This window comes from Alkalinema pantanalense CENA528 (assembly GCF_050753345.1).
GTDB lineage: Bacteria > Cyanobacteriota > Cyanobacteriia > Leptolyngbyales > Leptolyngbyaceae > Alkalinema > Alkalinema pantanalense.
Genome location: NZ_JBLZFX010000083.1, coordinates 1 through 21,297, shown reverse-complemented (window position 1 = coordinate 21,297; position 21,297 = coordinate 1). Strand labels below are relative to the sequence as shown.

Annotated in this window: 16 protein-coding genes; 11 read left to right on the top strand and 5 right to left on the bottom strand. The window is 51.8% G+C overall.

What is annotated here, in order from left to right; genetic code table 11:
- Positions 1–178: 178 nt before the first annotated feature.
- Positions 179–841, bottom strand: a complete 663-nt coding sequence (locus ACN4EG_RS20990; protein ID WP_431632146.1) for a GUN4 domain-containing protein — start codon at positions 839–841, stop codon at positions 179–181.
- A 107-nt stretch (positions 842–948) separates the two neighbouring features.
- Between ACN4EG_RS20990 and ACN4EG_RS20985 the strand changes: the two genes are divergently transcribed.
- Together ACN4EG_RS20985 and ACN4EG_RS20980 are read left to right on the top strand one after the other, a co-directional pair.
- Positions 949–1,461: an inorganic diphosphatase gene (locus ACN4EG_RS20985; protein WP_431632145.1), complete on the top strand. Its 513-nt coding sequence runs from the start codon at positions 949–951 to the stop codon at positions 1,459–1,461.
- A 795-nt stretch (positions 1,462–2,256) separates the two neighbouring features.
- Positions 2,257–3,234 carry an MBL fold metallo-hydrolase gene (locus ACN4EG_RS20980; protein WP_431632144.1) on the top strand — a complete coding sequence of 326 codons (978 nt, stop codon included), beginning with the start codon at positions 2,257–2,259 and terminating at the stop codon, positions 3,232–3,234.
- A 157-nt stretch (positions 3,235–3,391) separates the two neighbouring features.
- Here ACN4EG_RS20980 and ACN4EG_RS20975 read toward each other — a convergent pair whose 3' ends face one another.
- The 4 genes from ACN4EG_RS20975 to ACN4EG_RS20960 form a co-directional block, all read right to left on the bottom strand.
- Positions 3,392–4,435 (bottom strand): anthranilate phosphoribosyltransferase family protein, encoded by a 1,044-nt coding sequence (locus tag ACN4EG_RS20975; RefSeq protein ID WP_431632143.1) that lies wholly within the window; start codon positions 4,433–4,435, stop codon positions 3,392–3,394.
- Positions 4,436–4,603: 168 nt separating this feature from the next.
- Positions 4,604–5,524, bottom strand: coding sequence for a LysR family transcriptional regulator (locus ACN4EG_RS20970; protein ID WP_431632142.1), 921 nt, complete (start codon positions 5,522–5,524; stop codon positions 4,604–4,606).
- A gap of 317 nt (positions 5,525–5,841) precedes the next feature.
- Positions 5,842–7,176 carry a HEAT repeat domain-containing protein gene (locus ACN4EG_RS20965; RefSeq protein ID WP_431632141.1) on the bottom strand — a complete coding sequence of 445 codons (1,335 nt, stop codon included), beginning with the start codon at positions 7,174–7,176 and terminating at the stop codon, positions 5,842–5,844.
- A 152-nt stretch (positions 7,177–7,328) separates the two neighbouring features.
- On the bottom strand, positions 7,329–7,766 hold the full coding sequence (locus ACN4EG_RS20960) for a QcrA and Rieske domain-containing protein (RefSeq protein WP_431632140.1): 438 nt from the start codon (positions 7,764–7,766) through the stop codon (positions 7,329–7,331).
- A 759-nt stretch (positions 7,767–8,525) separates the two neighbouring features.
- On the opposite strand from ACN4EG_RS20960, the gene ACN4EG_RS20955 reads away from it, so the two are divergent.
- The 9 genes from ACN4EG_RS20955 (at position 8,526) to hemB (ending at position 21,151) form a co-directional block, all read left to right on the top strand.
- A complete protein-coding gene (locus ACN4EG_RS20955) occupies positions 8,526–10,406 on the top strand; it encodes a ferredoxin--nitrite reductase (protein WP_431632139.1) in 1,881 nt (626 codons plus the stop codon).
- A gap of 243 nt (positions 10,407–10,649) precedes the next feature.
- Positions 10,650–11,951: a CmpA/NrtA family ABC transporter substrate-binding protein gene (locus ACN4EG_RS20950; RefSeq protein WP_431632138.1), complete on the top strand. Its 1,302-nt coding sequence runs from the start codon at positions 10,650–10,652 to the stop codon at positions 11,949–11,951.
- Between the two features lie 189 nt (positions 11,952–12,140).
- Positions 12,141–12,956, top strand: a complete 816-nt coding sequence (gene ntrB, locus ACN4EG_RS20945) for a nitrate ABC transporter permease (RefSeq protein WP_431632137.1) — start codon at positions 12,141–12,143, stop codon at positions 12,954–12,956.
- A gap of 72 nt (positions 12,957–13,028) precedes the next feature.
- On the top strand, positions 13,029–15,050 hold the full coding sequence (locus ACN4EG_RS20940; protein WP_431632136.1) for an ABC transporter ATP-binding/substrate-binding protein: 2,022 nt from the start codon (positions 13,029–13,031) through the stop codon (positions 15,048–15,050).
- 80 nt (positions 15,051–15,130) lie between these two features.
- Positions 15,131–15,964 (top strand): nitrate ABC transporter ATP-binding protein, encoded by an 834-nt coding sequence (locus ACN4EG_RS20935; RefSeq protein WP_431632135.1) that lies wholly within the window; start codon positions 15,131–15,133, stop codon positions 15,962–15,964.
- Between the two features lie 373 nt (positions 15,965–16,337).
- The gene (locus tag ACN4EG_RS20930) at positions 16,338–18,602 is read left to right on the top strand and encodes a molybdopterin oxidoreductase family protein (protein WP_431632134.1); all 2,265 of its coding nucleotides are present in this window, start codon (positions 16,338–16,340) and stop codon (positions 18,600–18,602) included.
- Between the two features lie 170 nt (positions 18,603–18,772).
- Positions 18,773–19,279 carry a phosphate-starvation-inducible PsiE family protein gene (locus ACN4EG_RS20925; RefSeq protein ID WP_431632133.1) on the top strand — a complete coding sequence of 169 codons (507 nt, stop codon included), beginning with the start codon at positions 18,773–18,775 and terminating at the stop codon, positions 19,277–19,279.
- Between the two features lie 78 nt (positions 19,280–19,357).
- Positions 19,358–19,810, top strand: a complete 453-nt coding sequence (locus tag ACN4EG_RS20920) for a nitrate reductase associated protein (RefSeq protein WP_431632132.1) — start codon at positions 19,358–19,360, stop codon at positions 19,808–19,810.
- 357 nt (positions 19,811–20,167) lie between these two features.
- Positions 20,168–21,151 (top strand): porphobilinogen synthase, encoded by a 984-nt coding sequence (hemB, locus tag ACN4EG_RS20915; RefSeq protein WP_431632131.1) that lies wholly within the window; start codon positions 20,168–20,170, stop codon positions 21,149–21,151.
- The last annotated feature ends 146 nt before the right edge of the window (positions 21,152–21,297 follow it).

Below are 21,297 nucleotides of genomic sequence, written 5' to 3'. Positions count from 1 at the left end.
GGTAACAGAAGATCAGCCAGAAGCTGCCTAAAGACTCAATCTAGCCTTTAGGCAGCCTCAACCGATCTCGAGAGGTAACCGGATTATTCTCTAGAATCCCATGGGAATTGAAATCCTAATCGGGATCGATCCCGATTAGGATTGCTTACTAGGATCATCTTTTGCAATGGAGATAATTCTAGAGACCACACTGTTGCACACGATTTAAAAATGCAGATCCGAACAATGCATTCGCATTCTCGGTCACTGCTCGATCGCCAAAGTCTCCTGTAGACTTGACGGGCAAGGGAAAAGCACCTTCCGGGACATCCGTAGCCCGTTGAATCGGTTTCGTAGGTTCTAAGCCTTTGGTTCGTTCCTGAACGCTCTGCCAGCCAACTTGCTGACTGAAGGCTTGCCACGACTGCATATCAATCTTCTGGATAGCAGATGGGGAAGCAGGAGATACCAATACTGACTGCGCCGTTGTTGTTGAGCCCAAAGATAATGGGCCTGTAACTTGTTGACGAATACGATTTTGGATACTGAAGCTAAATCGACCCTGACTATATTTATTCCATAGCGAATTAATTGTCGCTAGGTCTTGGCAGGGAAAGTAATTGACAGCGTCCTGGGTCAGCAAGTCATCGCCCACCGTTCGGTATTCGCTCCGGAGCGATGCCGCAAAAATCAGATTCTGAGTTTCAGCCGCTGCGGCTTCCCACTGCTGGGCCTCTAAAAACTTTTCGATCGGACGATAATCCATCCCCACAGCGGAATGGGGGCTGCCATTGGACACAAACGGCAAAGAGATTGCGCCTAGGGTCATTGCCCCCGCAATCGTTGAACTGAGATGCACCATGGAAAATAATCCCCAATATTCAGGAATTAGACTTGAATGTGAAGTAGTAGATAGATCCAGTCTTCCCCTACAATCAATTTCGGTAACAAATTGCTTGGAGAACCGCCGTGGTAGATCTATCTCGCATCCCTGCACAGCCCAAAGCTGGACTCATCAACGTTCTGATTGAAATTCCCGCAGGCAGCAAGAACAAGTACGAGTTTGACAAGGATATGAACGCTTTCGCCCTCGATCGCGTACTCTATGCCTCGGTGATGTACCCCTACGACTATGGGTTTGTCCCCAATACCTTGGCGGATGATGGCGATCCGCTGGATGGCATGGTCATCATGGATCAACCCACCTTCCCCGGCTGCGTGATTGCGGCTCGCCCGATTGGGATGCTGGAAATGATTGACGGGGGTGATCGGGACGAGAAGATCCTCTGTGTTCCAGACAAGGATCCCCGTTACACAAATGTGAAGTCCATCAAAGACATTCCCCAACACCGTTTGGACGAAATTGCCGAATTTTTCCAAACCTATAAAAACCTGGAGAAGAAGTCCGTCGAAATTTTGGGCTGGAAAGATGTTGACTCAGTCATGCCGCTTGTGGAGCAATGCATTCAAGCTGCTAGCTAAGGGATTGTCATAGGTTGCAATTCCCTGGGTTGCAATTCCCTGAGTTACGAGTCGTCACTGAGTTGCTTAGTTGCAATGGGCAAGGGAGTTGTCATTCCCAATTGAATTAGATATTCCTAACAGAATTGGCTGATTTGTAAGTGATCTTTCTCACTTTATTGAGTCTTCCAAATCATTCACGCTCCTCTAGGGTGCAACCTTAAAATAAAGTCTCAGGAAAAAGCTTAGGTGATCACCCTAAGCTTTTTTATTGGCCTGATTTTTGAAGCTAAAAGGGCCCCTATCCTTAGAAAGCTGGTTAGATGAGTGGGTTATTTTGCTGACTGATTGGCTTGCAGCGGCTACAGTCCTTCACAATCTTGTTTAGAGTTTCGGGACATACACTAAAGTTTCTTCTCCAGAAACTTTGCAATGACATATACCTTTGGAAATAGAAGTAGAAAAGAACTCCGTGTTTTTCCCGAAAGCTGGAACCTGTTCTGTATAAAGGACTATGAAATCTTTCTCCGCGTCTACTCTGAATTTTTTGTAGGGTTGCTATTCCAAGAAACAGTCTGGGTAGCATAGGGGATAACGGAGGTGAAATCCCTTTGATTTCGGGCTTCATCATTCAGCCCTCCTAAAGGAGATCGCACTCTGTGTTGTGATGAGGTACTTGGTATAAAGAAAGGTGCTATTGCAGAAAGGCGAGGAACGATCGCTTCTTACCCGAATATTTTAGCTGAATTAGCTAACTAGGGACTGAAGGGTCATCCCCCTGCCATCATTGAGTGATGGTGGTATGTCTCTTCCGCAATGGTATCTCCCACCCATCCAGATTGGTTCACAGCGCTTGAAGCAGGTGTAAGTCGAGACATGGTTCACTCTTCGGAATTTGTAGTTCAGTTTTGGGGTGTGCGCGGCAGTATTGCCACACCAGGTCTTTCCACAGTGCGTTATGGGGGGAATACCTCCTGCGTTGAAATGCGTGTGGGTGGCAAACGTCTCATTTTTGATGGAGGAACAGGTCTTCGGGTACTGGGCCAGCACCTGCTGAGTCAAGGGCAGATCGAAGCTCACATGTTCTTTAGTCACTCCCATTGGGATCATATTCAAGGATTTCCTTTCTTCCGCCCTGCCTTTATTCCAGGCAACCGTTTCCATATCTATGGTGGGATTGCGCCCAATGGTGCAACGATGAAGCAACGGCTGAGCGATCAGATGCTGCACCCTAATTTCCCAGTACCCATGCAAATCATGCAGTCTGAAATGCACTTCCATGATGTGCAAGCGGGCCAAGTGATCGATTTGGGAGATGGGGTCATCGTTGAGATGGGAGCCCTGAATCATCCCAATACGGCCATGGGATATCGGGTAACGTGGCGGGGCTACAGTGCAGTTTACGCAACAGATACCGAGCATTACTCTGATCATCTGGATGAGAATTTGCTGCATCTCTGTCGCAATGCCGACGTGTTGGTCTACGATGCTTGCTATACCGACGAGGAATATCACGACCCTAAAACGTCTAAAAAAGGGTGGGGGCATTCCACTTGGCAAGAGGCACTACAACTGTCCCAGGCTGCCAAGGTGAGATATCCGGTAATGTTTCACCATGATCCTGATCACGATGATGAATTTCTCGATCGCATTGAAGCCCAAGTCAAAGCGGTGGCTCCCAATAGCTGTCTAGCCCGAGAAGGGTTGGTTGTTTCCGTGGTTTCTGGGGCGGACTATGGGCTACGGGAACGAGAAGTATCGGAACGAACCCCCTCTTCGGTAGCCGCTGGTTGATCTTGCTCGACTGGAACAGTACAGGTCAGAAAGAAATGGTTTTCAGGATCCATTTTCGTCCTCTCAGGTAGTCCCACTCTTAGGTAGTCCCATCATCAGGGGGCATGCTGCAAAATGCTGCGGAAATCAATGGGGAGAGGATTCGACTGTGCGTTTGCTACGCCGTTCCCACTGAAATTTGTAGGGTCTGCCAAACTTGGGCAACTTTACCTTGAGTCAGTAGGTGGCTGGCTAGCTCCAACCCCGTTGAAAGATCCAATGCTACACCCATTCGCCAGAGGTAAAATCCACTGTTCCAAATCAGGGCATCGGTCAGTTCTGTCGTATTTCCTTGCAAGGTCATTTTTGCCAACTCTGACCAACGATCGGTGGTGGCTAAGGCAACTTCTTTAGCGGCGAATCCGTAGTCTCGGGGGGAGAGATGCAACCGATCGAAGCCTGAAGCCTGGTTGAGTCCAATGATGGCGGTACGATCGCGGGGGAGATCACAGCTTCCTTCCAACCCTTTGACCGTTGTAAAGTCCGGAGTTCCCCGTAATTCGAAGGCAGCGCGAAACATATTTTCCGTCGGTGGATGAACAAAACCACAGATCAGTTGCTGTTCGCCAACATAAGGAGACCACATCAGTTCCAGTGTTGAGAAAGGCGGACGTTTGCCGATTTGATCCCGATAGGGGACTAAGTCTGCTGCTAGGGGGAAATGCTTGGGGAGATAGAAGAAGCCGATCCCGGTGGTTTCGAGCAGTTGTTGGACTTGCCCCATAGAGCACGATCGCCAGTCTACTCCAAGGCTAGCCCAGAGTTCTACGAGGGGTACCCCTTCTTTGGTGGGCATGCGATCGCCCCCATGCAACACAACAGGAACTTCTGCGGAGGCTAGTACTAATGCAGTCAAAACGGAAAAAGGGGCGGTTCGCGATCGACCATCATAGGGGGAACACATTACGAGTACTGGATATTTGGCCGTGATGGGTTGCAGGCGATCGCTTAAGCCATCGTAGGCATCCAGCATCCCCGCTAACTCTTCTCCAGTGGGGCGCTTAATCCGATGGGCAATCATAAATGCCCCAATTTGAGCTGGGGTGGCTTCCTGCAATAGCATCATCCGCGTGGCGGCTTCAGCTTCTGAGCGGGTTAGGTTTTCTCCGGTGTGAGGCCCACTACCAATTTTGCGTAATAGCTCTCGAAATGTGTGGCTCATAGTCTCCGCTCAGTCACTGTTTAGGAAGGAGTATCAAAGGATTGTCAAAGGAATTATCAGAGTAGATCGACCCTCTAGTGTAGGACAATCTAGGCAGGCATGCAGTAGCCTTTGCAGCTTGGCTGTAAGGCTTCAGTCAGGAATTTCAGAGGGCGAGGATCCCGATCGCTAAGCAGACAGGATCGGTGAAGTGGGATCACTCAGCTTGATCTGGTGAACCAACGATCGAAAATGCTGAATGGGCGGAATGCTGAGGCGATCCTGGGTCGTGACCAGAACTACTTCACGGGTGATGATGGGATCCGTGGTCGATCGAATGGCCAAGGTGGGATCTAAATGCACATCGGCAACGGCTCCCTGGGGTAGCAGGGCAATCAGTTCTCCTTGGCGCACGACTCCCCGGAAGGCATCTAAGGTATTCAATTCTAGGGCGATATTCAAGGACAGTCCTTGGCGCTGGAATTGCTCTTGAACCAGCCGCTGCATGCCGTAACCATCTTTAAAAACCACTTGGGGATAGGTTAATAATTCCGACCAAGGCACCTGATCGTAGGCGGTCAGGGGATGGTTGGCGGCCATGAGAATTTTGACGGGTTCCACGTAGAGGGAATCGACGACCATTTCCGGGCTGGCTGTGAGAAAGCGGTTATTCATGACGATCGCCAAATCGACCAAACCATCTTTAAGGACTTTAAGGGCGCGATCACTGCCGAGGGATGTGACCCGCAATTGGACTTGGGGATAGGTGCGACAAAAGGTTTGCAGTACCGGAGGCAATTGGTAGGCACACACGGAATGAATGGCTGCAATGCATAGCTCTGGCTGTTTGCCTGAAACTAAGTCTGTAATTTCCTGGTTAGCCGTAGCCCACTCTTGGCAAATGCGACGGGCGCGGGGCAGAAATCGATCGCCCGCAATGGTTAGCTTGGCTTGATTACTGCGATGCAATAGCGGCATTCCTAGTTCACTTTCTAGGCTTTGAATTTGCCGACTAATTGTAGATTGAGTGACATTACATTGGCGTGCGGCTTGCTGGAAACTTCCCGTTTCCGCGATCGCTAAAAAAGCTTGGATTTGTTCTAATCGCATAGCGCCTCAACGTCAAAGACAGAGCGATGAATCGATCAATTAATGAATTAATAATGATGCAAGTAGCTAAGAAGAGTCTCAGATTCCTCAGGCTTTAAAATCGTTTGAAAATCTTCAAACAATTGAAAAATAGAGAAAATTTATTAGAAATAGAGACTGAGACGGGCAGTTTCGAAGTGTGGCACGGAATATTGCTAGATTCCAAATTTAAGTTTCCAGAAGCTATTTTGCTAAGGTATCTAGGTGGCCCCCAGGGATGTAGGCTCCGGTGCGCTAGACAAGCCCAACCAATTGAAGGAAAGCTGTCCAGCCGAAAATCACCATTCCTTAAGGGCGATCGCCAATCCCTGCTTCAGGTTTGAGGCACTGGACGGTTGATTCGCCAATGTCTCTAACTGGGCATAGACCCCCTCGAATTGTCTGAGGGCCGCCACAATATGAAGACGCAGCATGGTATCAGCCTGGGCCAAGAGTTGAATCAATCCATTGATGGCGATCGGTTCTTGCAGTTGCCCAAGGGCCGAGATCATGACTTGGCAATCTAAGGAGCCTAACTGAGGTCGTTCGATCGCAGGATTGGCCCCTTGCCCCAGTCGCAGGATGAGCCAGCTTGCAACCCGAGGTTTGAGATCTGGCGATTCAATGCGTCCCAGGAGGGTGAGGGTTTCCTGGGCAACGGCAGCGGAGAGGTTCCCTTGATCTAAAGCTTGTAAGACGCCATCCAAGGATTGCTCTGTGGCAATCCAAATCAGCGATCGGATCAATTCGATCGCTAACGGATCGGGTAAAACAGAGGATTGCAGGGCCGATCGTAGGATCGTCACGGCTTCGGGACTGCCAATGCGCCGCAAACAGACCGCCGCCTGACAGCAGACTTGAATGTCCACATCCCATAACCGAGCTTGAATCAGAGGGACGAGCGTGGGATGTTCACTGAGGTTGCCAAATGTCAATCCTGCTAGGGCAGCCCGTCTGACCCTAGCGACAGGATCCTCCAACGCTTGCAGGAGGCGAGGAACAATTTCCGGGGTTTGAAAAAGGGTCAAAGCTTCGATCGCCGTTACCCTGACTTGGGCATTGGCATCGTTCACCAGCATTAAAAGCTGGGAAATGCTTTGAGGGCTGCGAATTTGAGCAAGAATATTGACCCCTTGCAGTCGCGTTAGGGGGGATTGCAGCAAATTCTCAACCAAGGCCAAAACAGGCGGACCTTGTCCCCCCAGAACCTGGGTAGCCATGGCCCGGACTTCTTCCTGCGGATGGGTTTGAATACAGGTTAAAAGAGCCTGTAGGGTTTTAGGCGTGGGCGAATTACCGAGCAGCCGTACCACAAACCAGTGCACCTCAGGTTCTAGATCTTCGTCCTCCAGCAGTGCTAACAGCGGTTCGATCGCCCGATCCTCCAGAAGAGGCAGTAGTTTTGCAGCTTCCCACTTTGTTTGAAAGTCTCCGCCTACCAGGACGTCTAATAATCCTACTAGGACTCGATCGGCGACGTCTGTTGGAAGTTTGACCGACGGTTTGCGGCGACTACTGGCGGTGGAGAGCGACTCCTGCAACAGCGCCTGAATTTCCTGGAGGAGACCGTCCCACTGGTGACACTGGCCCAGGGAACTGAAGGAGACTAAACTCCGTGAATCATCAGCTTGCACAATTAAGTTTCCTCGATTCCTAGGAGAGGGGGTGATGGCGACCCAAAGAATTCGGGAGCCCTTTGGTTGACGACTCGCGAGAGTCGAGTGGCCTGAGTCATGACAAGCGTAGCGACTGACGAATTGGTTAGAAGAACGATCGGGTCGCAGGATTATCGGCTAGAAACCCAGATTTCTTGCCCGCGTAATTCCGCTGGATAGGTTGGCAAATCTCGAGCGGCAGGGCCTTGCAAAACTTTGCCGTCAGGGCTAAACACGGCACCATGGCAAGGACAGACAAAAGCACCTTTCTCTTTTTGCCAATTGACCACGCACCCTTGGTGGGTACAGATCGGATTTACAGCGGCCAGGGTATCTGGGGCTTTGGGTTGCCTGACTACCAACAGGGGATCGGCGGTGAAATACTCCTGAAACAGGAAGCCCTTTTCGTCGAGTTCTGCGATCGACCCCATCTTCCGAAACCCTTCAGCCACCGAGGCTTTGCAGCCGGACAGCATTGATAGGAGTCCAGTTGGTAGGCTGGTCATGAACCCACCCAATCCTAACCACCCACCCAATCCTAACCGTTGTAAAAAGTTGCGTCGTTTCATACTGCTTAGAACGCCTCACCGGACTCAGAGGTCACTGAAATATCTAAAGATAACCAGGTATCCCTGAGCATAGTCTTCTAGAGAACACTCAGATAGAGCAGCCCTAAATGCTTCGTGAATCCACTGCATTTTGCCCTCACCCTTAAATCCTTTCCCATTCTGGGAGAAGGACTTTGAATTCCGGCTCCCGGCTCCCTTGAGAGAAGGGGTTGGGGATGAGGGGGGTTCGCCAGGAACTCATGGGCCCAATAGGATTGCCATACTCCTTAGAGATTACTCAGATGTCATTCCCTAGGACATTGAACCACTTCAGCGTACTTCCTAACAGCAACCTGTTCTAGCACCACCTTGTATTGAGGTTGTCTCTTGTCAGAGAGTCCTTTGCGGGGCACCCTCTTCTGAGCAAGTTTCATCAGCCACGCTCAACCATCGTTTCGATCATGTTTCTAGACCATTTTGGCAGCCTACGATCGATCTGTTTTACCCGCCCGTCCACCGGAGCTATCCCCGATAGTAGGGGGTTTTGTCCTAGAAAACGATGGCTTTATTGATTAAACGCATTTATATTATGCAAAAAAAGCATGAGCTGAAATACTCTGTAACGAAGGATACGAATTGTCCTGGTGATCTCGCCTAACTTGACTCCATGGTCAAATGACTAGCCCCGTTTTACGGAAACTTGAAAGTTCCTCAAGACATAGATTTTCCGTAAGTCCACTGAGGGTTTTGGGTACGACCACAGGAACACAGGCTTGACCTATGACAAACACGATTCCAGCATCGGAAAAGCTGAATAAGTTCGAAAAGTTTAAGGCGGAGAAGGATGGCCTCGCGGTTAAAGCCGAACTGGATCACTTTGCCCAAATCGGCTGGGAAGCGATGGATGAAACCGATCGTATCCATCGGCTGAAGTGGTTGGGGATTTTCTTCCGGCCAGTCACTCCGGGCAAGTTTATGATGCGGATGCGCCTGCCCAGTGGCATTGTCTCCAGTGAGCAGATGCGCGTACTGGCCGATGTCGTCAGTCGCTACGGCGAAGATGGCGTTGCTGACATTACCACGCGGCAAAATTTGCAATTGCGGGGTCTGCGGCTGGAGGATATTCCCGATATTCTGCGGCGCTATGAATCCGTTGGGCTAACCAGTGTGCAGTCTGGGATGGACAACGTGCGGAACATCACTGCGTCTCCCGTTGCTGGGATTGATGCCGATGAACTGTACGACACGCGGGAATTGGTTCAACAAGTTCAGGACATGATCACTAATCAAGGTCAAGGCAATCCTGAATTTACCAATCTGCCGCGCAAGTTCAACATTGCGATCGCGGGCTGTCGTGACAATTCCGTCCATGCAGAAATTAATGACATTGCCTTTGTTCCTGCGTTTAAGGAAGGACAGATAGGCTTTAACGTTCTGGTTGGGGGCTTTTTCTCCGCTAGTCGGGTGGAAGCGGCGATTCCTCTGGATGTTTGGGTCATGCCCAGCGATGTTGTGGATTTGTGTCGAGCCATTCTCACGGTTTATCGCGACAATGGCCCCCGTGCCAATCGTCAAAAGTCTCGCTTGATGTGGTTGATTGATCAATGGGGACTCGAAAAGTTCCGTGAGGAAGTGGAAAAAAGCCTGGGTCGGACGGTGCTCTCCGCTGCCCCCAAGGACGAAATTGAGTGGGAGAAGCGCGATCACGTTGGGGTTTACAAACAGAAGCAGGATGGACTGAACTACGTTGGTCTCTGTATTCCTGTGGGACGCTTGTTTGCCCAAGACATGTATGACTTAGCTCGTCTAGCAGAGGTTTATGGCAGTGGGGAACTGCGCCTTACCGTAGAACAGAACGTGATTATCCCCAACGTACCTGATTCGCGGATTGACCCCCTGCTGCAAGAGGAGGTTCTGCAAAAGTTTTCAGTGAATCCCGGTACGCTAGAGCGATCGCTGGTGTCCTGCACTGGTGCACAGTTTTGTAACTTTGCCCTGGTGGAAACCAAAAATCGGGCGCTGGCTTTGGCGCGGGAACTTGACCAAGAGGTTGAACTATCGCAGCCCGTGCGGATTCACTGGACAGGGTGCCCCAACTCCTGTGGCCAACCCCAAGTGGCGGATCTGGGCCTTATGGGAACCAAAGCCCGCAAGGATGGCAAGGTCACGGAAGGGGTTGATCTGTTTACGGGGGGCAAGGTTGGTAAAGATGCCCACTTGGGCACTAAAACCCAAACGGGAATTCCCGTTGCGGATCTCAAACCGTTGCTACGGCACATGTTGGTGGAGCAGTTTGGAGCCACCCTGAAATCAGGGGTTTCCTTGGAAGATGCTTCTGCGGAGACGCCTTCTGTGGTGGAAAACGCTGCGCCAACACCCGCTGTCCCTGCGACCCCTGCCACGATCGTTCTTGCGAAGTCGGGGAAAGTGCTGTCCTGTACTGATCACGACTTGATTCTAGACGTGGTGGAGCAGGCCGGAGGGACGATCGAAAGTAGTTGTCGGGCGGGAAGTTGTGGTACCTGCAAGCAGAAAGTGCTGAGTGGCTCTGTTCAATACGACAGTGACATTAGTGGCTTGAGCGAGGCAGAGATCGCTGAGGGTTACATTCTCACCTGTAGCGCCCATCCCGTTGGCAATGTCGTGCTGGATCTGTGGTGATGCATAGATAATCCAGCCCAACAGTTCACCGAACAATCGGGCATCTATCCACGGTTCACTTCTCACACCCTGGTGGCTACCCAGGTTTATGACGCTAGCCAAACTCAATCTTTGCATTGCTTCAGTGTCCTCTGGTGAATCACGATCGAGAATATGAATTAAATCAATTTCTTGAACGAATTTGACAGACTAGAGCGATCGCAAAATTCAACGTTTACGCAATCACAATTCGGATTACAGAGCATGAGTAGTTTTTCCCGTCGCAAATTCATCCTGACCATGGGTGCAACCGTTGCTGGTACCGTTTTGGTGAACGGCTGTAGTTCCGGCTCGAACTCCCCCAGCAGTTCCAGTTCTGTGCCTGCGGTCAGCAGCGGCACTGCGGATACCCCTGAAACCGATACCATCAAACTTGGGTTTATTCCCCTCACGGATTCTGCCCCCGTCATCATTGCCAAGGAAAAGGGCTTTTTTGAGAAGTACGGCATGAAGAAAGCCGAAGTCACCAAGGAAAAATCCTGGGCGACTGTACGGGATAATTTGACGATCGGAACTGAAAAGGGTGGGATTGATGGTGCGCACATTCTGACCCCCATGCCTTACTTTTTGACTGCGGGTAAAATTACCGGGGGCAGTGCCGCAGTGCCGATGTATATCCTGGCGCGGCTCAATACCGATGGACAGGGCATCTCGATCGCGGGTGAATATGCCTCCTTAAATCTCCAAGCGAAGGCTGACGCGCTCAAGGCTAAGGTTGACGAGAAAAAGGGCAGTAAGAAGTTTATCTGCGCTATCACGTTCCCTGGTGGAACCCATGATCTGTGGATGCGCTACTGGCTAGCCGCCAACGGGGTAGATCCTGAAAATGATGTGCAAATCGACGTGGTTCCACCGCCTCAAATGGTGGCCAAGATGGAAACCAAAGACATGGATGCCTTCTGTGTCGGTGAGCCTTGGAACCAACGCATGGTGACCAAGAAGCTGGGTTACAACGCAGTCACCACCGGCGAAATGTGGAAAGGACACCCTGAAAAGGCATTCACCATTCGTCAAGACTGGGTCGATAAGAATCCCAAAGCAGCCAAAGCCGTTCTCGCCGCCATCATGGAAGCCCAAATGTGGTGCGACAAGCCCGAGAACAAGCAAGAAATGTGCGAAATCCTGGAAAAGGATAAGTACGTGAAAGCCCCTGTATCAGACATCTTGGAACGGATGAAAGGGAACTTCGACTTTGGAAATGGCCGCAAGCTCGAAAACAGCGATCTGAAGATGAAGTTCTGGGAAGGCGATGCCAGCTTCCCCTTCAAGAGCCACGATACTTGGTTCATCACCGAAAACATCCGTTGGGGCAAGATGACCGAGGATGACCTCAAGCTTGTGGATAAGGTGAACAGATCGGACATCTGGCGTGAAGCTGCGAAGATGATCGGCCAAAAGGCTCCTGAAAAAGATACTCGAGGGGTCGAAACCTTCTTCGATGGTGTCACCTTTGATGCCGCGAATCCCAAGGCTTACTTAGAGTCCCTCAAGATTAAGAAGGCGTAGTGTTACAAGGTTGGGTGGGCTGCTCCTAGACTAGGAACGCTAGAACCCAAAAGGCTAGCCCATCCAGCTTTCACGCTGATTTTATCTTTCACGTCGCTTCTATCCCCCAACCCTCCATTCCATTCACGCTCTGTCCGTTTCCCCATTCATCCCAAACTATCCTTCCAAACGATTAAGGAATTCCCGGCTATGGCAACTTTGACAACGTCTCGTTCGAATCCGCCTGCGATCGCAAAGATGGCAACCCAGGCGTTGAATTTTCTGATTCCTCCCGTGGTGTGTACTGGGGTAGCCCTGGGAATCTGGGAAGCCATTTGTCGTGGCCGCCAAGATTTATTGCCTGCTCCGAGTCTTGTCATTGCCCAAACCACCTCGACGATTCTGGAAGGGTTTGATGAAGGTGGCATTTGGTGGCAACTGTTTGAGAGTTTGAAGCGGGTTGGAATTGGCTACTCCCTGGCGGCAGTGTTGGGAATTATGCTGGGGGTCGCGATCGGGGTCAATAAGTTTCTGCGCCAAGGAACTGATCCGATGGTGCAAATTTTACGAACCGTGCCTCCGCTGGCTTGGTTGCCCTTGTCTCTGGCGGTGTTTAAAGATTCCCGTCCTGCGGCGCTGTTCTTGATCTTTATCACGGCAATTTGGCCGATTTTGATTAACACCGCCGTGGGTGTTCAGCAAATTCCCAAGGACTACAACAACGTTGCTAAGGTGCTTCGGTTGTCGGGCAAAGAGTACTTCTTCAGCATTCTGATTCCTTCCACGGTGCCCTACATTTTCACGGGATTACGCATTGGGGTGGGCTTGGCTTGGTTGGCGATCGTGGCGGCGGAAATGTTGGCCTCGGGCGCGGATGGCATTGGTGCTTTTATCTGGAACGAATACAGCGCGAAGTTAGATGACAGTTTGAGCAAGATTATTCTCGCCGTCTTCTGTGTGGGTGTGGTGGGTTTAATTCTCGATCGCATTGTGGGTTGGCTCGGTTCTCTGGTGGTGTCGGAATAGGGATTCTCAATTCTCGATCGTGACGATGCTTCGATTGTTGTAAACCTCAGTTCTCCTTATCACCCAGAGACCATGGCTAATCTTGTTGAAGTTGACCATATTGATAAAATTTATCCGTTGCCCAATGGGGGTCAGTACGTTGCGCTGAAAAACGTTGACCTCAACATTCGGGAAGGGGAATTCGTCTCCCTGATTGGGCACTCCGGTTGTGGGAAATCCACCCTGCTCAACATCATTGCTGGCTTTGAACAAGCCTCGGCGGGTGGGGTGGTGCTGGAAGGACGGGAAATTAAAACCCCAGGCCCTGATCGCATGATGGTGTTCCAAAACTATTCCCTGCTGCCTTGGTTGACCGTGCGGCAAAACATTGCCCTCGCAGTCAATAAAGTTTTAAAAGATCTGCCCGAAGCAGAACGCAAGGAAATTGTTGACGAGCATATCAACTTGGTCGGACTGCGCCACGCAGCGGACAAGAAACCTAAGGAACTGTCCGGCGGGATGAAACAACGGACGGCGATCGGTCGAGCCTTGGCCATTCGGCCTCGGGTGCTGCTGCTGGATGAACCCTTTGGAGCCTTGGATGCTTTGACGCGCGGCAACCTGCAAGAGCAATTGATGGAAATCTGCCAAAGCCACAACATGACCTGCGTGATGGTGACCCACGATGTGGACGAGGCATTGCTCCTCAGCGATCGTGTTGTCATGCTGACCAATGGCCCCGAAGCCCACATTGGTCGGATTTTGGACGTGCCGATTCCCCGGCCTCGCCGCCGTATGGAAGTGGTGAACCATCCGGAGTACTACCACCTGCGGGGCGAAATCATCAGCTTCCTGAACCAGCAGAAACGTGCAAAACGCCGCCAAAAACGGCAGGTCGCAGAAATTCCCGCAGTGGCAGCGGTGCAAGGGCTGGAAAAAGCAACCCTCACCCTAGGCTACGTGCCCACCGTAGATGCTGCGCCATTGATTGTGGCCAAGGAAAAGGGCCTCTTTCAGAAATATGGCTTCGAGAACGTCAACTTGGTGGCCCAAACCAGTTGGCAGGCGATCGCCGATGGTGTGGCCGATCGTCGCCTCGACGCGGCGCAAATGCTGGCCGGGATGCCGCTATCCATGGCCTTGGGCGCAGGGAACAAAGAACGCATTCCAGTGACCACTTCTCTTGTACTCGCTCGTAACGGGAACGCCATCACGCTCAAGAAGGGCTACTACGATCGGGGTGTACGGAACCTCGCTGATCTGAAGCAGGCCATTACCGCCACCGCCGACGAACCCCACACCTTTGGTGTTGTGGATGACGCCTCCATGGGCAGCTTGTTGCTGCGCTACTGGTTGGCAGCGGGTGGGATTGATCCCGACCAGGATGTCAATCTGTCGGTTCTCTCTTCGGCGGATATGAAAAACCGTCTAGCCCTAGGGGCCGTGGATGGTTACTTAGCGTCTGAGCCTTGGAACATTCGCGCTGTGCAAAACGGCACAGGCTTCGTGGTGGCGACGGATTTGGAAATCTGGAACGGTCACCAAAATAAAGTGCTGGGCGTGCGGGAAGACTGGGCGGAGCAAAATCCTGCCACCCACTTGGCTTTGGTGAAAGCGTTAATCGAAGCCTGCCAATACTGCGACGATCGCCGCAACCGGGAGGAAATCGTCCAACTGTTGGCGCGGGAGGAATATGTCAATCGTCCTGCGGTGCAAATCCGACCCGGATTCATCCATCCCTACAACCGGGGAACCGAAGCCGAGCCAGAAATGCTGCTACGGTTCAACCAGTTCTATGTCGAGCAATCCACCTGTCCCCGTCGCCTCGAAGCGCTGTGGATCATGACGCAATTGGCTCGCTGGGGCATTACCCCCTTCCCGAAAAACTGGGTCGAAGTGTTAGAACGCATCTACCGTGTTGATATCTACGGACAGGCGGCCCGTGCCTTGGGCATTCCCGATACAGAACCCGATCGGGTGCCTGTGCAACTCTTTGATGGAGTTGTGTTTAATCCCGATGATCCCATGGCTTATCTCAATAGCTTGGCCATTCGGCGCGAAATTCGGGTCGAAGATATTTTGCTGGATAGCGCAACAAATTCACGAGTTGCCTAATAAAGATTGCAAGCTGCTGGTAGACTCAACTACCAGCGGTTTTTGTCCACTCTGATCACCGTTCATGTTGGCAAATCCCGATGCAAACGCTTCCTAATCCCAATTTCACCGCACCGAACGTGTCTGAGACTTCTTTTCTGTCGATTAATAATGTTTCCAAGGTTTACCCCACGCCCAAGGGTGACTACGTTGTCCTAGATGGGGTCAATTTAACGGTTAATGAAGGTGAATTTGTGTGCGTGATCGGTCACTCCGGTTGTGGAAAAACCACCATGCTAGACATGGTTTCGGGATTCCGTACCCCCACCACCGGGGAAGTGATTGTCAATGGCAAGCAAATCACCCGTCCCGGCCCCGATCGCATGGTGGTGTTCCAAAACTACTGCCTGCTACCTTGGAAAACTGCATTTGAAAACGTTTACCTAGCCGTGAACGCAGTCTTCCCGGAAAAGTCCAAGGCAGAAAAAACGGAAATCACGCGGGAACACCTGCATATGGTGGGGCTGGATGAAGCCGCCAACAAAAAACCTGGCCAACTCTCCGGTGGGATGAAGCAACGGGTATCGATCGCCCGTGCCTTGGCCATCCGTCCCGAAGTCCTCATTTTGGACGAACCCTTTGGAGCTTTGGACGCAATTACCAAGGAAGAACTGCAAGAAGAATTGCTGCAAATCTGGGAAGACCATCGCATTACCGTAATGATGATTACCCACGATATTGATGAAGCGCTGTTCCTTGCAGACAAAATTGTCATGATGACCAATGGTCCTGCGGCCAACATTGGTGAAATTATAGACATTCCTTTCCCCCGTCCCCGCAATCGTGAAGCCATCATGGAGGATGATAAATACTATGAGCTGCGTAATTACGCCTTGGATTATCTCTATAATCGCTACGCGCACCACGAAGACTAAAGCTGTGAACCATTGAGCCCCTATCCGTAAGACCCAGTCAATTCGTGGCAGTTCGTGATCGTAACCCGTAACGATCCCCCTCTAAATCCCCCTTAATAAGGGGGACTTTGAGTACATCTTTGCCGGTTCCCCCTTTTTTAAGGGGGGCTAGGGGGGCTAGGATCTGCAGCAGTGATCAATCAATCTGTTATCAGCATTATCAGAGACAACTTTTTCCCCATTGGCGCTATGATTTCTTCTCAATCTCCATTAAGCTCCCGTCATGATCCCAGTAATCTTGCAAAATTTAGCCATCTCTAATGTAAGTTCTGCAAGATTCTCCACGATCGTATCCGTGGGTTCCCTATAATTTTGGAATTTGAGTGGACATCCTATGAGCCAGCCAGCAAAAAGCCTCTGCCCCTATTGTGGTGTGGGCTGTGGTCTGGAAGTGCTACCGCCTGCCCAGCCTGGAAAACCGATTAACCGCGATCGCGATGGCTTCCCCATCTGGCAATCTCGGGGCGATCGTGCCCATCCCTCGAGTCAGGGCATGGTCTGTGTCAAGGGTGCAACGGTGGCGGAGTCGATCGACAAAGATCGGCTCTACTACCCCATGGTGCGGGATAGCTTAGATCAACCTTTCCGGCGGGCCAGTTGGGACGAAGCCCTCGATCGCATTGTCACTCGGATGCAAACGCTGCTGGCCACTGAGGGCGCAGATTCGATTTGTCTCTATGGCTCCGGGCAGTTCCAAACCGAGGACTACTACATTGCCCAAAAGCTGATGAAAGGTTGCCTGGGCACGAATAACTTTGATGCCAATTCGCGGCTCTGTATGTCGTCAGCGGTGTCGGGCTATGTCCAGAGTTTTGGAGCCGATGGCCCCCCCTGCTGCTATGACGATTTAGATCTGACCGATTGCGCTTTTTTGATTGGCACCAACACGGCGGAATGCCATCCCATCATTTTCAATCGTCTGCGCAAACACCACAAAAAAAATCCCCACGTCAAGTTAGTGGTTGTAGATCCCCGCTGCACGCAAACGGCGGAGGTCGCCGATCTGCATTTGGCGATTAAACCGGGCAGCGATATTGACCTGATGAATGGCATCGCCCATTTACTGCTGCAATGGAACGCCATTCAACCTGAGTTTATCCAGCGGCACACCACGGGTTTTGCGGACTATGAGGCAGTGGTACAGCACTATCCGCCGGAGGTGGTGGCGCAACGCTGCGGCATTACTGTGGAAGATTTGGCAACGGCAGCGCGCTATTGGCAGCAGGCCGATCGGGTGCTGTCCATGTGGTCAATGGGAGTGAATCAATCCAGCGAAGGCACCGCCAAAGTTCGCGCAATTATTAACCTGCATTTGATGACGGGGCAGATTGGCAAACCGGGGGCGGGGCCTTTTTCCCTCACGGGGCAGCCCAATGCCATGGGCGGACGGGAAGCGGGGGGCCTGTCCCATCTGTTACCGGGGTACCGCTTTATCACTAATCCGGCGCATCGATCGGAGATTGAGCAGGCTTGGGGCTTGCCAGCGGGACGTATTGCCCCCACACCAGGGCGCACGGCATGGCAGATGATTGAAGGGCTAGAGCGGGGTGAAGTGGGGCTGTTTTGGGTGGCGGCGACCAATCCAGCGGTCAGTATGCCGGATCTGGAACGCACCAAAGCGGCGCTGCGCAAATCCCCCTTCACGGTCTACCAGGATTGCTACTACCCCACAGAAATGGCCGATTACGCCCACGTCCTGCTGCCGACGACCCAATGGAGCGAAAAGGCTGGGGTCATGACCAATTCCGAGCGGCGCTTGACCTTCTGTCCGGCCTTTCGGATGGCACCGGGGGAATCGCGCACGGATTGGGTGATTTTTGCGGAAGTTGGACGGCGCTTGGGTTTTGGTCGCTACTTTGCCTTTAACCATGCCGGGGAAGTCTTCGCGGAATTCGCCCATCTGACCCAAGGGCGACCCTGCGATATGTCTGGCCTGAGCCATGATTACCTAGTGGAGCATGGCCCCACCCAATGGCCCCACCCAGCGCCCCAGTGTCAGATCGTCGATCGACCCGAGGATGGGTCAGACCTGCAGTCAGCGTCCCTGGCTGACCAGATAGCCGCTTCCAAACGGCTCTATACCGATTTGCGCTTCCATACCCCCGATGGACGCGCCCGCTTTGCTGCCTACCATTCCCGTGGCTTGGCGGAACCCCCCGACGATCGCTATCCCTTTGTGCTGACGACGGGGCGGCTCTACGGCCATTGGCACACCCAAGCACGAACGGGACGGATTGATAAGATTCGTAAAATGCACCCCAATCCGTTTATTGAAATTCACCCCAGGGATGCGGCTAAGTTGGGGATTCAAGAGGGGGAATGGCTGGAGGTGCGATCGCGGCGGGGGAGTTCCCGGTTTCCAGCCGTGGTGACGAAGAATATTGCACCGGGGACGGTGTTTGTGCCAATGCACTGGGGCGCAATTTGGGCGGATAACGCCGAGGCCAACGCCCTCACCCATCCTGCCGCCTGTCCCGACTCCAAGCAACCGGAACTGAAAGCCTGTGCCGTGCAACTGGTGCCGATTTCCTGCGCGATCGACCCCACGGAGAACCCCAGTACCCTATTCACAAAACTTGCCGCATTGCTGGCCGTTTAGAGACAGCGGAATCAGCAGGCTATCTGGGGAGTTCAATTGAACCTATAGGTGTTTGTAAGGAACCGTTGCGAAATAATTTGATGCAATCTATGGGTTGAGTATATTTACTCGCTGCTCTTCGGTTCAGTATGCTCTCCTATGGAAGCTTGTGGATTCTAGGAGGACAGAACATGCGGGGCCTTTGGCGATTTTTGCGCAGAAGCTGGAATGATGATGTGTTTCTTAACCGCTTGGGGCGGGTGGAAACGCTGGTTTCTAAGGTGCTCTCGATCGGCATGTTGGTGCTGATCCTGATGGCCGTCTATGAACTGGCTCACTACATGTCCGTGGAAATTCAGGGACTGTTCTTCCCCGCACCCAACACCGTTCCCACTGACGATCCGGCTCAAGTTAAGAAGTTTGGCAAGGCCCTATTTACCATTTTTGGGTTATTTCTGAACGTTTTAATTGCCTTGGAAATCCTGGAAAATATTACGGCCTACCTGAAAAAGCACGTCGTCCAAGTCGAACTGGTGATCGTGACCTCGTTGATCGCAGTGGCCCGAAAAATCATTATCCTAGATCTAGAAAAGACAGGAGGACTGGATTTACTGGCGTTGGCGGCCACCATTTTAGCGCTGGCTACAGCCTACTGGGTCGTTAAGAATGTGAATCTTAGCAGCGATGGATCCCATTAGGTTGGGGTTATAGAGGACTGGGAGCCGATCGAGAACCGCCTGTCGAGTCACCTCTATCACTATCCACGAGACGTTACGATGAGTCAATTTTTCCAGTTTGAAGCGGATTTTGTTGAGTCTTTGCGTTGCATTCCCATGCAAGTCCGGTTCAAGCTGGATACCTGTGGTGTCAAGCTCAAGCTGCATCAGTGGAATCAATTCACCCAGGCAGATCGGGAAGCCCTCGTAGAAATGCCCTGTCAGTCCGCAGCGGACATCCAAAGCTACCACGATTTTCTACATCAGATGATTCAGGAAAGAACGGGAGAAACGGCAACAGATTTACCTGTGGAGCAACATCCAGCTTGGGAAATTGAAAACATAATTCCAGATTCTGTAGTTTCTAAAGTCAAAACAGAAAATGCAACGCTAGAAACAGTGCAATGGGCAGCAATTTCACCATTGCAGCGATTTGCACTGATTAAACTGAGTCGATCGAACCATGAAAACAGTAATTTTATGCCTGCGATGCGCGAGTTTGGTTTGATTTAACTCAGCCTTGGTAGCGCGATCGTGGGTTGGGTTTGAGCAATCTGTATTGTAACTGTTACGGATGACTGGGAGCCACGATCGGCGGGTGTGTGTGGGCAGGATGGGACGCGAGAAGACTTAATAAAACTTAAATCAGGTTCAAAGGCGGCAACGCAAGCTTTAGACTTTTAACACACCTCGGTAGATCGCAAAGTGGGTTAAGATCCCCCCTAGCCCCCCGTATTAAGGGGGGAATTCTGCCAAATTCGTTCAAAGTCCCCCTTATTAAGGGGGATTTAGGGGGATCGAAGCCTAGGCAGTTAACAATATTTTCGATCTACTGAACCTGATTAAGTTAGCAACTCTTAGATTGACATCATGTTCCCAACTCATCGCCCTCGCCGCCTGCGTACCAGTGAACCGCTCCGTCGTATGGTGCGTGAAACGGTTCTGACCCCTGACGATTTGATTTATCCGCTGTTTGCAGTTCCGGGCGACAGCTTTGCCAAGGAAGTCAAATCGATGCCGGGAGTCTACCAACTCTCCATTGATAAAATTGTTGAAGAAGCAAAAGAAGTTTACGACCTTGGGATTCCTGCCATTATTCTGTTTGGGATTCCAGCCGATAAGGATTTGGATGCGACGGGCGCATGGCACGACTGCGGCATTGTCCAAAAAGCCACCACAGCAGTGAAAGAAGCGGTGCCCGACCTAATCGTCATCAACGACACTTGCCTGTGCGAATACACTTCCCACGGCCATTGTGGCTATCTGGGTAACGGCGATTTGATGGGGCGCGTGCTGAACGATCCCACCCTGGAACTGTTGAAGAAGGTGGCCGTCTCCCAGGCCCAAGCCGGAGCCGATATCATTGCACCGTCGGGGATGATGGACGGGTTTGTCAAAGCGATTCGGGAAGGGCTGGACGAGGCAGGCTTCCAGGATATTCCCATCATGTCCTACGCCGCCAAGTATGCTTCCGCCTACTATGGCCCCTTCCGGGATGCAGCGGAATCCACTCCGCAGTTTGGCGATCGCCGGACTTACCAGATGGATCCGGGCAACGCTCGTGAGGCGGTTAAGGAAATCCTGTTGGATGTGGAAGAAGGGGCCGACATGCTGATGGTGAAGCCCGCTCTGTCCTACATGGATATCATCCACCGCGTTAAGGAGGCCAGCAACCTGCCCGTAGCGGCCTACAACGTCTCCGGTGAATATTCCATGGTGAAGGCGGCGGCGCTGAATGGTTGGGTGGATGAGCAACGCATCGTGCTGGAGACGCTAACCAGCTTCAAGCGATCGGGGGCAGACATGATCCTGACCTACCACGCGAAGGATGCCGCCCGTTGGATGAATGGTTAATCGCTCAGGCGTCCATGACTAGTTAACGGATTAACACAATGGATTCGATCCCCCCTTGTATCTTAAGAGTAGTGGTAGACCGATCCCCCCTGGATTGAGAAAATCGCGGGCTAGCCAGGGTCGCCACTACTTTGCACTAGGGCCAA